This is a genomic window from Caballeronia sp. INML3B, from assembly GCF_023631305.1.
In the GTDB taxonomy this organism is placed as follows: domain Bacteria; phylum Pseudomonadota; class Gammaproteobacteria; order Burkholderiales; family Burkholderiaceae; genus Caballeronia; species Caballeronia turbans.
On sequence record NZ_JALQDI010000039.1, the window covers coordinates 70,193 to 83,920 of the forward strand.

16 protein-coding genes are annotated in these 13,728 nt (G+C 63.6%); 7 read left to right on the forward strand and 9 right to left on the reverse strand.

Features of this window, described 5'->3' with window-relative positions:
* Positions 1–74: 74 nt before the first annotated feature.
* The gene (locus NCS58_RS14675; RefSeq protein ID WP_086961056.1) at positions 75–347 is read right to left on the reverse strand and encodes a DUF2866 domain-containing protein; all 273 of its coding nucleotides are present in this window, start codon (positions 345–347) and stop codon (positions 75–77) included.
* A gap of 267 nt (positions 348–614) precedes the next feature.
* Here NCS58_RS14675 and NCS58_RS14680 point away from each other — a divergent pair, with 267 nt between their 5' ends.
* On the forward strand, positions 615–839 hold the full coding sequence (locus NCS58_RS14680; protein WP_061118327.1) for a hypothetical protein: 225 nt from the start codon (positions 615–617) through the stop codon (positions 837–839).
* 17 nt (positions 840–856) lie between these two features.
* The gene (locus tag NCS58_RS14685) at positions 857–1,165 is read left to right on the forward strand and encodes a hypothetical protein (protein ID WP_061118326.1); all 309 of its coding nucleotides are present in this window, start codon (positions 857–859) and stop codon (positions 1,163–1,165) included.
* 83 nt (positions 1,166–1,248) lie between these two features.
* On the opposite strand, the gene NCS58_RS14690 is transcribed toward NCS58_RS14685, so the two are convergent.
* Both NCS58_RS14690 and NCS58_RS14695 read right to left on the reverse strand, forming a co-directional pair.
* Positions 1,249–1,407 carry a DUF3309 family protein gene (locus tag NCS58_RS14690; protein WP_040050372.1) on the reverse strand — a complete coding sequence of 53 codons (159 nt, stop codon included), beginning with the start codon at positions 1,405–1,407 and terminating at the stop codon, positions 1,249–1,251.
* Between the two features lie 325 nt (positions 1,408–1,732).
* Positions 1,733–3,319 carry an inorganic phosphate transporter gene (locus NCS58_RS14695; RefSeq protein ID WP_061118325.1) on the reverse strand — a complete coding sequence of 529 codons (1,587 nt, stop codon included), beginning with the start codon at positions 3,317–3,319 and terminating at the stop codon, positions 1,733–1,735.
* 173 nt (positions 3,320–3,492) lie between these two features.
* Here NCS58_RS14695 and NCS58_RS14700 point away from each other — a divergent pair, with 173 nt between their 5' ends.
* Entirely contained in the window at positions 3,493–4,998 is a 1,506-nt protein-coding gene (locus NCS58_RS14700) for a CHAD domain-containing protein (RefSeq protein WP_061118324.1), read from the forward strand.
* Positions 4,999–5,042: 44 nt separating this feature from the next.
* Positions 5,043–5,867 (forward strand): TOBE domain-containing protein, encoded by an 825-nt coding sequence (locus NCS58_RS14705; protein WP_061118323.1) that lies wholly within the window; start codon positions 5,043–5,045, stop codon positions 5,865–5,867.
* A 30-nt stretch (positions 5,868–5,897) separates the two neighbouring features.
* Here NCS58_RS14705 and NCS58_RS14710 read toward each other — a convergent pair whose 3' ends face one another.
* On the reverse strand, positions 5,898–6,584 hold the full coding sequence (locus NCS58_RS14710; protein ID WP_061118322.1) for a phosphatase PAP2 family protein: 687 nt from the start codon (positions 6,582–6,584) through the stop codon (positions 5,898–5,900).
* A gap of 332 nt (positions 6,585–6,916) precedes the next feature.
* Here NCS58_RS14710 and NCS58_RS14715 point away from each other — a divergent pair, with 332 nt between their 5' ends.
* On the forward strand, positions 6,917–8,077 hold the full coding sequence (locus tag NCS58_RS14715; protein ID WP_061118321.1) for a PHB depolymerase family esterase: 1,161 nt from the start codon (positions 6,917–6,919) through the stop codon (positions 8,075–8,077).
* Between the two features lie 139 nt (positions 8,078–8,216).
* Positions 8,217–8,390: a DUF3563 family protein gene (locus tag NCS58_RS14720; RefSeq protein ID WP_086961054.1), complete on the forward strand. Its 174-nt coding sequence runs from the start codon at positions 8,217–8,219 to the stop codon at positions 8,388–8,390.
* A 101-nt stretch (positions 8,391–8,491) separates the two neighbouring features.
* Here the strand turns inward: NCS58_RS14720 and NCS58_RS14725 are convergent, their stop codons facing one another.
* The 5 genes from NCS58_RS14725 to NCS58_RS14745 form a co-directional block, all read right to left on the reverse strand.
* Complete coding sequence (locus tag NCS58_RS14725) at positions 8,492–8,911, reverse strand: organic hydroperoxide resistance protein (protein ID WP_061118320.1); 420 nt, start codon at positions 8,909–8,911, stop codon at positions 8,492–8,494.
* Positions 8,912–9,043: 132 nt separating this feature from the next.
* Positions 9,044–9,505 carry a MarR family winged helix-turn-helix transcriptional regulator gene (locus NCS58_RS14730; protein WP_061118319.1) on the reverse strand — a complete coding sequence of 154 codons (462 nt, stop codon included), beginning with the start codon at positions 9,503–9,505 and terminating at the stop codon, positions 9,044–9,046.
* Positions 9,506–9,608: 103 nt separating this feature from the next.
* Entirely contained in the window at positions 9,609–10,430 is an 822-nt protein-coding gene (locus tag NCS58_RS14735; protein ID WP_061118318.1) for a BPSS1780 family membrane protein, read from the reverse strand.
* A 9-nt stretch (positions 10,431–10,439) separates the two neighbouring features.
* Positions 10,440–11,408 carry a homoserine kinase gene (locus NCS58_RS14740; RefSeq protein ID WP_061118317.1) on the reverse strand — a complete coding sequence of 323 codons (969 nt, stop codon included), beginning with the start codon at positions 11,406–11,408 and terminating at the stop codon, positions 10,440–10,442.
* 118 nt (positions 11,409–11,526) lie between these two features.
* Positions 11,527–11,937 carry a hypothetical protein gene (locus NCS58_RS14745; protein WP_061118316.1) on the reverse strand — a complete coding sequence of 137 codons (411 nt, stop codon included), beginning with the start codon at positions 11,935–11,937 and terminating at the stop codon, positions 11,527–11,529.
* Positions 11,938–12,169: 232 nt separating this feature from the next.
* Here NCS58_RS14745 and NCS58_RS14750 point away from each other — a divergent pair, with 232 nt between their 5' ends.
* Positions 12,170–13,696 (forward strand): AMP nucleosidase, encoded by a 1,527-nt coding sequence (locus NCS58_RS14750; protein ID WP_061118315.1) that lies wholly within the window; start codon positions 12,170–12,172, stop codon positions 13,694–13,696.
* Positions 13,697–13,728 lie beyond the last annotated feature (32 nt).

Here is a 13,728-nt window from a genome sequence, read left to right on the forward strand (position 1 = left end):
AACTTGTTGTAGATGTTAGTCCACATTTGGATTAATACAAGCATGCCATGAATGTTTTTACGCGCGGCGCCGGATCAGGCGTCGTCATCGGTCGGACCGTAGCGGCGGCCGGGCACGTGGGATTTGAGCGCGTCGGCGATCTGCGAGGGCGTGCAATCGGCGGGGAGCACACGGCGCTGCACGCGCTGATCGTTCTTCAGCACCCATTCGACCATGCGATAAGCCGGTCCCCACGGCGGTTCGACCGGCAGGGACAGGCGGCATTCGCGCAGCGTGAGCGCGTACTGTTTTCGCATCGTCGGTGCGAGATTGGCAAAGCTTCGGCGCGCGGCGGTGTTGGCTGACATGGCACATTCCTCACGGTGATGATCCGGCCGTCCGATACGGGGCGGCGGCAATTGAGCCGGATCGCGAGACGAGTGTGTCGGGCAAGAATTAAGGGCGACTTAATCGCGAGCGGCGCCGCATCGAGGCGCGGCGAAATGTCGCCCGACGTCCTGCGGGCGCAGGTCAAGAGGGGCTTCGGCATTTTCACCACGTCGCATATCGCCTGTTTGCCGGGGCGGCGGCTTACTGTATATTCGTACAGCTTGTCTGCAACAGGGAGCTTGCCGATGATTCCACGCAACGATCCGCTCGAAGCGGCTGCGCTCGAACGTTTCATGCGCGCGACGCGCGCGGTCAACGCGGCGTTCGACGCCACACGAGGCGAGTCCGATTTCATCCAGGACGGGCAGTCCGTCGCTCGCTCGCTCGAGCGTCTCGACGCCGCGTTGCACGAACTGGAAACATCCGAGCAGTCGCTCGACGCCATTCTCTCGCGCAGAGCGGGCCACTAACCGTTGGAGCGAATCACTTGAAGCGCGTATTCCTGATCGTCGTTCTTCTGGTCGGCTCGTCGTCGCTTTTCGCGGCTGAGCGCTACACGGAAGTCTGGAATCCTCCCGAAGCACAGTCCGTCAAAGGCAAGAGCAAGACGCACGCGGCCGCGCAGACCGCGGCGAGGAAAAAGCACAAGAGCGCGACCTCAGTGAAGCAGGTCGCGGACAAGGCCGCCATCGAGCAGCCGTCCGTGGCGCCGCGTCCGAAGACAGCGTCGCGAAAGCCGGCCGAGCCGGTCATTCCGCGCAAGATCGAGCCGAACGGCCAGGTGATGCGGGTCTGAACGCGTGAACAGGCACGGATGATAAAAAGGGGCGCCCTGACGGAGCGCCCCTTTTTTTGCGCGGCTGAACACGCCGCGCTGCGTTATATCCGGCCCATCAACAACAGAACGATCACCACGATCAGCACGACGCCCAGAATCCCGCTCGGCCCGTAGCCCCAACTGCGGCTGTGCGGCCAGGAAGGAATGGCGCCGATCAAAAGCAGGATCAGGATGATCAGCAGTATGGTTCCGATCGTCATTCGACTTCTCCTTATTCAAATGACCGCGGGACGGATCGGCATCCGGCGCAGCCTCCCAACCGTCATCGACAGTCATGCGCCAGGGGAGCGGCGGCTCGCGGCCACCGGCACGATCAGTTTTGCGATCGACGACAGCACTAGAGCAATGGCCGTGCCAGTGGGCTCGAAAGACCGTGATACAAGGCGGCCGGCGTGTCGAAGGATCGTCAGCGTGAGCAGACGATTGTCGAAAAGGAGACGCGAAACGAAGCGGGATCGGCAAAACTTGCACAGCGCTGGAAAGCCCTTCGACGGGCGTTCGGGCGCGAGGTCATCGCCGGAAAGATCAAAAGATGCCGCGGAACGCCCAGAACAGCAGGCCAGCGAGCGCGATCGACACCGGCAACGTCAGAATCCACGCGAGCGCGAGGCTGCGCACGGTCCGCCATTGCAAACCGGAACCGTTCGCGGCCATCGTGCCCGCAACCCCCGATGACAGCACGTGCGTCGTGCTGACCGGCAGGCCGTAGACATCGGCGGCGCCGATGGTCAGCATTGCGACGAGTTCCGCCGACGCGCCTTGCCCGTACGTCAGATGTGTCTTGCCGATGCGCTCGCCGACCGTCACGACGATGCGCTTCCAGCCGACCATCGTGCCCAGACCGAGCGCGACCGCGACAGCGACCTTCACCCACGTCGGAATGAACTTGGTCGCGTGGTCGAGCTGCTTCTTGTAGTTGCCGAGCACGGCGTCATCGTCCCTGGAGAATGCGGGCGCCTTCTGCTTTTCCATGATGCGCAGCGCTTCGGACGCGATGTACATCTCATTGCGCACATTGCGGACGTTGCCCTGCGGAACGTCGGCGATCGTCTGGCTCGGCCGGACCTGCGTTTCGATCGAACCGACCACCGCCTTCAGCGACGCGACCGTGTCCGGCGCGAGTGTCTTCGTCTGCACGTACTTCTCCACCTGGCCGCGTGCGTCGGCCGCGGGCGAAACACCGTTGCTGTAGCGCTGCAGCACATCGGACGCGCTGTGGCTCACCGCGACGAAGGTCTGCGTTTCGCCCGCCGTCATGGCCTTGTTGAGCGCGTAGGCGGTCGGCACGGTGCCGATCAGGATCAGCATGATGAGGCCCATGCCCTTCTGGCCGTCGTTGGAACCGTGCGCGAACGACACGCCCGTGCAGGTGAGAATCAGCAGACAGCGGATCCAGAACGGCGGCGGGGTGTTCTTCTCCGGCTCCTTGTAGAGCGCCGGCACGCGGACGACGAGCTTCAGCACGTAGAGCAGGAAGCCCGCGAGAATGAAGCCGACGATCGGCGAAAACAGCAGCGACTTGCCGACCGACATCGCCTGGGTCCAGTCGACGCCCGACGTGCCGTTCGTGCCGTGCAGCATCTGGTTCATGAGGCCGACGCCGATCACCGAACCGATCAACGTATGCGAGCTCGACGAAGGAAGGCCGAGCGCCCACGTGCCGAGGTTCCAGATGATCGCCGCGATCAGGAGCGCGAAGACCATCGCGAAGCCCTGCGAGCTGCCCACGCCGATGATCAGCTCGACCGGCAGCAGTTGCAGGATGCCGAACGCGACGGCGCCGCTCGAAATCAGCACGCCGATGAAATTCCATGCGCCCGACCAGACAACCGCTAAGTTTGGCGTCAAAGAGTGCGTGTAAATTACGGTGGCAACCGCATTCGCGGTGTCGTGAAAGCCGTTGACGAATTCGAAGCCGAGCGCGATCAGCAGCGCGATGCCGAGCAGGATGTACGGAAACACCGACGATTCCCGCACCGGCGCGAGATCTTCGAGCAGATGCAGGACGCAGTACACGGCGCCCGCGCCGATGGCGATCAGAAAAAGCAGCAGCGCGAGCCGCTGCCCGAGCGTGCGTCCTTCTCGTGCTTGGGGAAAGGCGATCTGGTTCATGTCGCGTCCTTGGGTGACTTGCACGGGGGTATCGGAAGGTGGAGAGCAGATGAGAAGCGTTTCAGACGCTCAAAAGGCCATGTTTCCCGCAGCGTGTGTCGATTTCATGAATCGGGAAACATGAGCCTTTCGTATGAATTGACGGGCGGCGCGAAGCCGCTCCGGGAGACTTCATGACGATGTGGGTCGAGGTAACGCTGCAAGCGATTCGATCGGACGACGGGTCCATCGGCGTGCTCGCAGAGGCGTTGCAGCGTGTCGCCGCGTTCGCGGGCGCGACGCCCCGCTCGACGCGCCTCACCGCGCGCGAGATCGCGCTGAAAGCGCCGGGCTGGCGGCTGTCGGTGGAGACGCTGGAGGGCGCGCGCACGCTGTGCGCCGTGCAGACCGAAGGCGCGCCGATGCCCGGCTTCGTGCGTTACCGGACTTTCGCGCGGCCTGCGGGCGAGGATCTGACAGCGTCGCTGATCGAATTCGCGCAAGCCGATGAAGCGTTGCACGGACCGCTCGCCAGGGCGTATCGCCATGTGGACGCGGGAACAGCCGCGACGCCCGACGGCGAGGCGCCTGACGTTCCGGCCCCCGAAGTCGAAGTGGAGCGCATCGAATGGCGCATCGATGCGAGCGGCGCGGACATCCTCGCGACGCTCGAAACGTCCGTACAGGCGCTGCCGGCATTGCGGCTCGCGGCGCCGTCGGTGAACGGTGCGCTCGATGCAGTTTTCCGCGTCGCGGGCGAGGTGCTCGACGCCGCGCCCTTTTGCATCGCGCCGGATGACGAGCACGCGTCGCAAGCGCAGCCGGTGCATGCGGCGAAGCTCGATCTTCCGCGCACCGCGACGCGCCGCCAAGCGTTCGTCGCCATCGCGGCATCGGTGGCCGGGCAGTGGTTCGGCAACGCGGACGCATCGCGCGCAGGTCTAGGCGACGAGCACGTGCATCAGTTGCGTGTCGCCCAGCGGCGGCTGAAGACACTGCTGAAACTTTTTCGCGGCTATGTCGACGATGCCTGGAACACGCGCGTTGCGCCGGATCTCACATGGTTCGGCGACCTGCTCGCCGATGCGCGCGACTGGGACGTGTTCACCGACAAGACGCTGCCCGCCTACGCGGAATCGGACGACAGCGCCGAGCGCTGGCAGGCGCTGATCGCCGCCGCCGACGCGAAGCGCCGCGTCGCGCGGGACAAGGTGCGCGATGCGCTCGCGTCGAAGCGGTACGCGCGTCTCACGCTCGCGTTCGTCGAATGGCTCGCTCGCTTCGCCTCCCAAGAGGACGCGTCGCCGACGCGCTTCGTCAGCTATGCCGAAAAGCGCATCCGCAAGGACTACCGGCGCATCGCGCATGTGCCCGATCTCGCGTCGCTCGAAGCGCATGAGCGGCATCGTGTGCGCATTCATGCCAAGCGGCTGCGCTATGCGCTCGAATTTTTCCGCTCGGTCACGTCGCGGCGCACGCGCACGCACACCGCGAAGCTGCTCGGCGAGCTGCAGACGGTACTTGGCGAAGCGAACGATGCGGCTGTCGCAGCCGACCGGCTCGCGTCCATTCCGGAGGCCAGCGATTATCAGCGCGGGTTCGCGCGGGCGTGGGGCGCGGCGTCGGCAAGGAAGGACGCGCAGGAGGGCGAGCGGCTGCTTCGGTCGATGCGTCGTCCGCGTGTGAAGGCGTCGATATAAGCCGCCACCCGTTCATTGACCCGCATGGCCACAGAGGGCGACAGATGAATAAAACAGCACGGCCGAACGTGCGCGACCCGCTGGCACTCGGCGGCTCCGTATGGCTGCGTAGCGGCACTCAGACGCTCGGCGGCGCGGCGCGCATCGGGCTGCTCGCCGCGATTCGGGACTCGGGATCGATCACCGCCGCGGCGAAGGCCGTCGGCATGAGTTACAAGGCCGCGTGGGACGCCGTCGACACCATGAACAACCTGGCCGGCGAGCCGCTCGTGACGAGCGCAACCGGCGGCAGGGGCGGCGGGGGCACGGTGCTCACGCCCGCCGCGCTGCGGCTCATCGAGACGTACCGCGCCATCGAACGCGAGCATCGAAAATTTTTGGAACGGGCGGGCGCGGCGATCGAAGGCTTCGCCCATGACTGGCAGCTGATCGGGAGACTTGGGATGAAAACGAGCGCGCGCAACCAACTGGCCGGCAAGGTAACGAAAATCACGCGTGGTGCCGTCAACGATGAAATCGAGCTCGGCTTGGCAGGCGGCCAGACGATCGTCGCGGTCGTCACGCACGAAAGCACGCAAGCGCTGGGGCTCAAGGAAGGCAGCGACGCGTTCGCGCTCATCAAGGCGTCGTGGGTCATGCTGATGGAAGACACGAATGCGAAGCTGTCGGCGCGCAATCAGTTGCGCGGCACGGTCGCCAGCGTGACGAAGGGCGCGGTGAACGCGGAAGTGTCGCTGGCGCTCGACGGCGGCACCACCATCACCGCGATCATCACGAATCAGAGCGCCGATACGCTCCGGCTCGCGCAAGGTCAGGCGGCCGTGGCGGTGATCAAGGCGTCGAGCGTGATCATCGGCGTGAACGATTAAGCAGCACGCACTGCGACGCCGGCGGCCGTGTCACGCGGCCGCGCGTTGATCCGGCGGCAATTCGGTGCGGCGATCCGGCGCGCGGTAAATCTTCGCCTTCCAGCTCGCCCGCACGTAGGGACGCTCGTGGCCCGACAGCCCGAGCGCGATTTCCGTGATCCAGTGCTGCGTCGGCACGGGCACGCCATGCAAGGCCGCGACGACCGCCGCGAGACTTGCGGCGACGGGCGCCGGCGCGAGCTTGCCGGACTCGGCGCGCCACGCGGCCCACACGAACGCGAGCGCGACCACCGCGCCGAGGGCGCAGCCCGCCACCACTTCGGAGACGGAATGCGCGTCGAGCACGACTCGCGACACGCCGACCCACACGCCCAGCGCCAGCCCCAGCGCGACGCCGATAGCGCGCATCGCGCCACGCGCGGGCAGCAGCGCGACGAAGATCGCGACCGGCAGAACCGCCGTCGACATCAGCGCGTGTCCGCTGATGCCGGTGAAATCGAGATGACGCACACCGATTCCCCAGCCGATGAACGCGATCTTGCTCAACGCGACGAGGCCGCTCGCGGCGCCGAGCAACGCGAGCCAGGCGCCTGCGTATTTCCAGCGATAGCCGAGCGCGAGCCACGCGGCGACGATGAGCGCCACCGGGCCCATGACGCCGACACTGCCGAGCGCAGTGACGAAAATCCAGGCGGAAGAAGGAAAGTCCACGTTCATAGATGTTTTTGGGAATGAGGGTTGCTGCAGTGCGGCAGACACGACGAAAACGGCAGGCCCCGCTCAAAGCGCTTCTGACACGACGCCGCAAATCCTCCTCAGTATAACGCTTGGGAAGATGCTGAATTATGCGACATTCCGCAAAGAAAGCTGCTTGTTACAGCGGGTAACTTCCGTTTAAGTTCGTCTTTTTTGTTGAAATTACGTTAATTTATCCCGACATGTAAGTCGAGGATGCGCGCCATCTAGCCGGTTTGATGTTATTGTGCATCGCACAACGGGCGCGATTTCGCCGCGCCATCCGATTGCATGTTTGTGGAGGACCCAGCCCAATGTCAAAAAGCCTTACCAAGCTCTGGCTGCGCGGCTTGAGACGTCTGGTCACCAGCCAGGTGGACGCAATTCGCACACCGAAGCCCCGCGCCGCGGCCAAGCCCGCACGCGCCAAGACCGTAAAGTCGAAACTGAAGCCCGGCACGGCCGCGAAAGCGGCTGGGGCGCCTCGCGCCAGCGCGCGCCCGGCTGCGCGCGAATCCCGAGTGCGGCCGCGCGCGTCGGCTTGGGCGCGCGGGAAATGGGCGCGCTCGTATCACTCGGCGCCGCCTACGGCCGGCCGTTTCGTGAATCACATGGCTTACGCGCTCTACATGCCGCCGAAAGCCGGGACAGAACCGATGCCGCTCGTCGTGATGCTGCATGGCTGCAAGCAGAATGCCGACGAATTCGCGCAGGGCACACGTATAAATCTGCTTGCCGACAGATATGGTTTCGCCGTGCTGTACCCCGAGCAGTCGAAGCACGATCACGCGCATCGCTGTTGGCGCTGGTATGACGATTCTGGGAACGGAGGCGGCGGTGAGGCGGCGTCGGTCGTGTCGCTGGTGAATGCGGTCGTCGAACAGCACGATCTGGATCCGGAGCGCGTGTATGTCGCGGGGATGTCTGCCGGTGCAGGACTCGCGGCGTTGCTCGCCGTGCGTTATCCGCATGTGTTCGCTGCTGTCGGTCTGCATTCGGGCGTGGTTTTCGGCGAGGCGCGCTCGGCCATCGGTGCAATGGATGTGATGCGTCGCGGCGCGCGAAGCGATCCCGTCGCACTGATCGACGCCGCCGTCGACGTGCGCGAATATCCCGGCATGCCGGCGATCATCGTGCACGGTGAGCTGGATTCAGTGGTGACGGCCGCGAACGCCGCACAACTGGCGAAGCAGTTTCTGCGGCTGAACGGTTTCATCGATGCCGCGGGCAATCGCCGTGCGGGCGAAGCGCGCGAGGAAACGCATCCGGACGGCGTCGTGACGGACTACTTCAAGAACAGCCGACGCGTGGTGAAGACATCGATCGTGCGGGGCCTCGGGCACTCATGGGCCGGTGGCGACGATACCGTCGCTTTCCATTCGTCGAAGGGACCGGATTCCGCCGCGGTCATGTGGGAGTTCTTCAAACACCAGCGACGTCCGAGCGAGGCTACCCGCGATGCGTTCGTCGCCTGAACGCCGCCGGCCGGCGTTTCGAATGTTGCAAATTAGTCTTTAGTTTCAGTGTTCTAGCAGATAGGGCTGGTGTTGGATCAGGGATTACCCTATAATCGGCTTCATAGGTAGTTACCCCAGTATCCAAGCGAGGTTCACCATGTTCCTGATCAGCCGCATTTTCCTGTTTCTCACCAAGACCGCTGACGAGCGCGATCGTGCGCGCGACGACGCCTATCTCGCCGAAGCAACAGACATCTACGATCTCGAATATCGTATGAAGAAGTTGGACCAGCGGGCGACCGCGCGTCACCCGTCGTGGATGTCGAACTAAGTCATCAGTTTCAGGCGCCGAATTGTTCGGCGTTGTTGTGCGAATCGGATGTGAAAATGCCGGCCCTGTGGGCCGGCATTTTCGTTCGTACGCGCGCTGGATCAGATTACTTTGACGCGCACGTCCACATTGTTTCGCGTTGCGTTCGAGTACGGACAGACCTTGTGTGCGGCGTTGACCAACGCCTGGGCCTCCGTCGCATCGAGACCCGGCAGCGCGATGCGCAGTTCGATGTCGAGTTTGAAGCCGCCCGCATCGTTCGGACCGACGCCGACATCGGCCGTCACCGTCGTTTCGACCGGAACCGCGCGCTTTTGCTGGCCTGCGACGAATTTCATCGCCGAAAGGAAGCAAGCTGAGTAGCCTGCGGCGAAGAGTTGCTCCGGGTTCGTTCCCGGCGCGCCCGAGCCGCCGAGTTCTTTCGGCGCGCTCAGTTTCACGTTCAATTGCTCGTCCGAGGAAATCGCGCGTCCATCGCGTCCGCCGGTGCTCGTCGCCGTTGCCTTGTACAGAATGCTCATCGTTTCGCTCCGTGGGTTTCAGTTGTCAGATTGATATTGCGTCCACCACGGTGTAAATATATCGCGCTAATTATTAGCGTGAAAATTAAAATATCGCAATTGACCGCTTAGCGAATCGCTATCGCTGCATATTTAGCGCCCCAGATATTCGTTAATTGAGGCCCGCAGCCGCACGAGATCGCCGCGTAAGCGCAGCATCGCGTCGATGTCGGAGCCTGACGCGCAGTAGATTTCGGTTGGAATCGCCTGGGCAGACTGGCGCAGAGCCCGGCCGACATCGGTCAGGCGGATATAGACCTGGCGCTCGTCCTCCACCCCACGCACGCGCTCGACATAGCCTTGCGCTTCGAGGCGTTTGAGCAGCGGCGTCATCGTCGCGGAATCGAGCGAGAGGCGCGCGGCGATTTCCTTCACGGTGAGATCGTCGGCTTCCCAAAGCACGAGCATCGCCAGATATTGCGGATATGTCAGTCCGAGCTTTTCCAGCAGCGGCTTGTACGCTTTCGTCATCGCGAGCGATGTCGAATAGAGCGCGAAGCACAGTTGCTCATCGAGTTCGAGCGGAATCACGGGCAAGGCGTCGGGCGAAGTCATGGCGAAGGCGCGGCGGGAAGGCCGGGGCGGCCGATGCGGTTAGTGTACGTGCAATGCTTCACGCGCGAAGAATCGCCGTGCCCGTTCGATCCGCCGCAATCGCTCAGGCGTTGGGCGTGCCGGGCGCGTCTGGAATGTCCGGCGAGTCGGCAGACTTCACACCGAAGCAGCCGCGATAGGTCGCGTAGAACGAGCAATACAGCGCAGTCGTGACGATGATCGACGCGGGCATCAGCACCGCGAGCGCCATTTCCTGACCCGCGCCGAGCGCCTGCATCAGCGCGGTCAGGCCGAACGACACCGCGAGCGCGATTGCGATCCACAGCACGCCGTAGTAAATGAACGCGCCACGGTTGCGCCAGCACGACACCAGGCTGAAGAACAGCGCCTTCGCGGGCGGCACGTCGTGCCACGCGACGAGGATCGGCGCGAACCAGAACAGCATCGCGACCGGGATATAGCACGCCATCGCGACGAGCACCGCGAGGGGGCTGAAGCTCGCGGCGACCGTTTCCGGATCGCCGCTCGGGCCATCGCCCATCATGATGCTGAGCAGCGTGCCGCCGTCCACGAGTGCCGATGACGCGAAGATCACCGCCATCGCGACGATATACAGCGCGCCCAGCGCCAGCAGCCGCCGTGCGACGACGCTGCCGTACGAACGGAATCCGTCGACGAGAATGGTGGGCCAGACGGGCTTGCCCGCGATCGTGTTGCGGCACGCCGCCATGAAGCCGACCGCGATGCCCGGGATGAAGAGCAATGGCAGGAGCGGGCCGACGAGCGGCACGCGCGAGATCAGCGTCATCACGAACAGGTAGGCGAAGAACACCGTGAGAAACGCAAACGGGTTGCGGCGGAACAGCCAGATGCCCTGACGGAACCACACGTAGCCGGTCTTGGCGGGAACTTCGATCAGTCGCATGTCGCTAGGTTATCGGTTGACTTGAGAAGCGGCTTTGACGCGTTCGCGCAGAATGCGTTCGAAGTGGCCGGGATCGTGCGCGTTCAGCAACTGTGCCTCGCGCGGGCGATAGAAATCGAAAAGGCGCGAGACCCAGAAGCGCATCGCGCCGGCGCGCAGCATGTCGTTCCAGTGACGCTCCTCGGCGGGCGTGAACGGTCGAACGGTCTGATATGCGCGCAGCAACGCGTCGACGCGCGCGGGATCGAGCACGCCCGTCGCGAGGTCGATGCACCAGTCGTTCACGGTCACGGCGACGTCGAAGAGCCACTTGTCGACGCCCGCGAAGTAGAAATCGAAGAAACCGCCCAGCCGCGCATGCTCGCGTCCGGGAGCGAACAGCACGTTGTCGCGGAACAGATCGCAATGACACGGGCCGTCGGGCAGCGACGCGTAATCCGCCGAGCCGAAGAACGCCGCCTGATGCGCAAGCTCGCTTTCAAACAGGTCGCGCTGCTCGCCGCTCAGGAAATCGACGATCGACGGCGCCTTCTCCTGCCACCACGAAAGGCTGCGCAAATTCGGCTGATGCTGCGAAAAATCGCGTCCCGCGAGATGCAGCCGCGCGAGCATCTGCCCGACTTCGATGCAGTGCGCGGGCGCTGGCTGAAGCTCGGGTGCGCCTTCGAGCTTCGTCACGACGCTCGCCGGCTTGCCGTGCAGCATGCCGAAGAGCGAGCCGTCGCGGCGCGGCATCGGGTCGGGCACGGGCACACGATGCGACGCCAGATGCTGCATCAGATCGAGATAGAACGGCAACTGCGTCGCCGTGAGATTCTCGAAGATGGTGAGCACGTAGTCGCCGTGCGTCGTCGTGAGAAAGAAGTTGCTGTTCTCGATGCCCGACTGGATGCCACGAAATTCGACGACATCGCCGAGATCGTAGTCTTGCAGCCAGTCGCCGAGATCGGCGTTGGTGACGGGAGTGAAGACGGCCATGCAGGAAAACGTCGGTCAGGTTGGACGGCCAGGAAGTGGCCTGTGAACGGTGGCGCCGCGCGAGGAGCCACGGTGCCGCGACCCGCCCGGCTGGAGCGGGTCCGGGAGCGATACGGGATCAGTAACGCAGGTTGATCGAGGGCAGGCGCGTGCTCGCCTTGCCGTTGTCACGCACTTGCGGCGAAGTGTCGGCCGGGGCGCTCATCTGGTAGCGCGTGCCGAAATTCGAATGCACATCGATTTCGACGGGTTTGCCCTTGTCACGAAATTCGGTGATTTCGGTGCCGTTGGTGCTCAGTTCGTGATAACTCGGCGTGCGCGGCGGCGAAATCTCGACTTTCGAGCTGACATTCGCGGGCGGACGATTGATGGATTTGAGATCGGGAAGGCCCGCGGCTTCTTCCGGCGACATTTTCTGGGTCGCCGGTTGAGGTGCCGCGTTTGCGGCTTGCTGCGCCGGCTGCGCGAATGCGCAGAAGCTTGCTGCGGCGAGGACTGCCGCGGCGGCGGCGCAAAGGTGCGGCTTCATGATGGTTCTCCAGGCGATGGCCGGATTCTAACAAAACGGTTGCCGACTCAGTGATCCACGCTGGGCCAACGCCTTATTTTGCGCTGGTTTCGCGAAATTTGACTCCACGAACCAAAAAGGTGTTGCGAGGTGTGATCGCACGCACTCACATGCAGACGGACTTCATGGTTCGCGCATTCTTCCGTGTTAATGTCGATTCACTACGAGGGCATTTGAAGAAAGACACAAGATCATGACAAACGACCGGACCCAGAGCACGCAAGGCACACCCGCCAACGATTTTCCGACCGAATCCTTCGAGGATCCCGCCGCGGCCGTCACGCGCCTTTCCGCGATCTATGAAGCGAATACCGCGTTCCTGCGCGACGCCTTCGCGCGCTATCGCCGCAACGAGCACTTCACGCATCGCGTCCGCGCGTGCTATCCGTTCGTGCGCGTGCGTACTGAACTGAATACGCAGATAGATTCGCGGCGCTCGTACGGCTTCGTGGCGGGTCCTGGCATCTATGAAACGACGCTCACGCGTCCCGATCTCTTCGGCGATTACTATCGCGAGCAATTGCGTCTGCTCACGAAGAATCATCACGTGGGCCTCGAAGTGGGCGTGTCCGCGCATCCCATTCCCATTCATTTCGCGTTCGCCGAAGGCATTCATCTCGAAGGCGATCTCGATCGGGACCGGCTGCTCGCGATGCGCAATATCTTCGATACACCCGACCTCGCGCTGCTCGACGATCGGATCGTCAACGGCACGTACGAGCCGGGCCCGGGCGAGCCGCATCCGCTCGCGCTCTTCACGGCGGCGCGTGTCGATTTCTCGCTGCATCGGCTGAGACACTACACGGCGACTTCGCCCACGCACTTCCAGAATTACGTGCTGTACACGAACTACCAGTTTTATATCGACGAGTTCGTGAAGCTCGGCCGGACGATGATGTCGCGCGCCGACGACGAGGAAACGCGCGCGTATCGCAGCGAGTATTCGTCGTTCGTCGAACCGGGCGATGTCGTCACGTACAACGCGAATCTCGGTGAACAGCCCGAGGAAGGCACGCCGTCCGCGCGCCTGCCGCAGATGCCCGCGTATCACCTGAAGCGCGCGGACGGCAGCGGCATCACGATGGTGAACATCGGCGTGGGGCCGTCGAACGCGAAGACGATTACGGATCACATCGCCGTGCTGCGGCCGCACGCGTGGATCATGCTCGGGCACTGCGCGGGTTTGCGTAACACGCAGCGTCTGGGCGATTACGTGCTTGCTCACGGTTATGTGCGCGAAGACCACGTCCTCGATGACGATCTGCCGCTGTGGGTTCCGGTGCCGGCGCTCGCGGAAGTGCAGGTTGCGCTGGAGCGCGCGGTCGCGCAGGTGACGAAACTCGAAGGCGTCGAGCTGAAGCGCGTGATGCGCACGGGCACGGTCGCGAGCGTCGATAACCGTAACTGGGAATTGCGTGATCACCGCGAACCGGTGCGTCGGCTGTCGCAGAGCCGGGCGGTGGCGCTCGACATGGAAAGCGCGACTATCGCGGCGAACGGGTTCCGTTTTCGCGTGCCGTACGGGACGTTGCTATGCGTGTCGGACAAGCCGCTGCATGGCGAACTGAAGTTGCCCGGGATGGCCGATCAGTTCTATCGAGCGCAAGTGGATCAGCACTTGCAGATCGGCGTTAAAGCGATGGAATTGCTGCGCGAGAACGGGTTGTCGAAGCTGCATTCCCGCAAGTTGCGAAGTTTCGCGGAGGTGGCGTTTCAGTAACGCCGCTTAATGACAGGAGGGCGGCGCAAGAT

What these genes read in the sequence shown, in the direction of transcription:
- NCS58_RS14745 (WP_061118316.1), bottom strand. Translation starts at nt 11,937, where the DNA reads ATGAAGCCGCACCTTTGCGCCGCCGCCGCGGCAGTCCTCGCCGCAGCA.
- NCS58_RS14750 (WP_061118315.1), top strand. Translation starts at nt 12,170, where the DNA reads ATGACAAACGACCGGACCCAGAGCACGCAAGGCACACCCGCCAACGAT.
- NCS58_RS14705 (WP_061118323.1), top strand. Translation starts at nt 5,043, where the DNA reads ATGAATAAAACAGCACGGCCGAACGTGCGCGACCCGCTGGCACTCGGC.
- NCS58_RS14720 (WP_086961054.1), top strand. Translation starts at nt 8,217, where the DNA reads ATGTTCCTGATCAGCCGCATTTTCCTGTTTCTCACCAAGACCGCTGAC.
- NCS58_RS14675 (WP_086961056.1), bottom strand. Translation starts at nt 347, where the DNA reads ATGTCAGCCAACACCGCCGCGCGCCGAAGCTTTGCCAATCTCGCACCG.
- NCS58_RS14725 (WP_061118320.1), bottom strand. Translation starts at nt 8,911, where the DNA reads ATGAGCATTCTGTACAAGGCAACGGCGACGAGCACCGGCGGACGCGAT.
- NCS58_RS14690 (WP_040050372.1), bottom strand. Translation starts at nt 1,407, where the DNA reads ATGACGATCGGAACCATACTGCTGATCATCCTGATCCTGCTTTTGATC.
- NCS58_RS14740 (WP_061118317.1), bottom strand. Translation starts at nt 11,408, where the DNA reads ATGGCCGTCTTCACTCCCGTCACCAACGCCGATCTCGGCGACTGGCTG.
- NCS58_RS14715 (WP_061118321.1), top strand. Translation starts at nt 6,917, where the DNA reads ATGTCAAAAAGCCTTACCAAGCTCTGGCTGCGCGGCTTGAGACGTCTG.
- NCS58_RS14700 (WP_061118324.1), top strand. Translation starts at nt 3,493, where the DNA reads ATGACGATGTGGGTCGAGGTAACGCTGCAAGCGATTCGATCGGACGAC.
- NCS58_RS14695 (WP_061118325.1), bottom strand. Translation starts at nt 3,319, where the DNA reads ATGAACCAGATCGCCTTTCCCCAAGCACGAGAAGGACGCACGCTCGGG.
- NCS58_RS14680 (WP_061118327.1), top strand. Translation starts at nt 615, where the DNA reads ATGATTCCACGCAACGATCCGCTCGAAGCGGCTGCGCTCGAACGTTTC.
- NCS58_RS14710 (WP_061118322.1), bottom strand. Translation starts at nt 6,584, where the DNA reads ATGAACGTGGACTTTCCTTCTTCCGCCTGGATTTTCGTCACTGCGCTC.
- NCS58_RS14735 (WP_061118318.1), bottom strand. Translation starts at nt 10,430, where the DNA reads ATGCGACTGATCGAAGTTCCCGCCAAGACCGGCTACGTGTGGTTCCGT.
- NCS58_RS14730 (WP_061118319.1), bottom strand. Translation starts at nt 9,505, where the DNA reads ATGACTTCGCCCGACGCCTTGCCCGTGATTCCGCTCGAACTCGATGAG.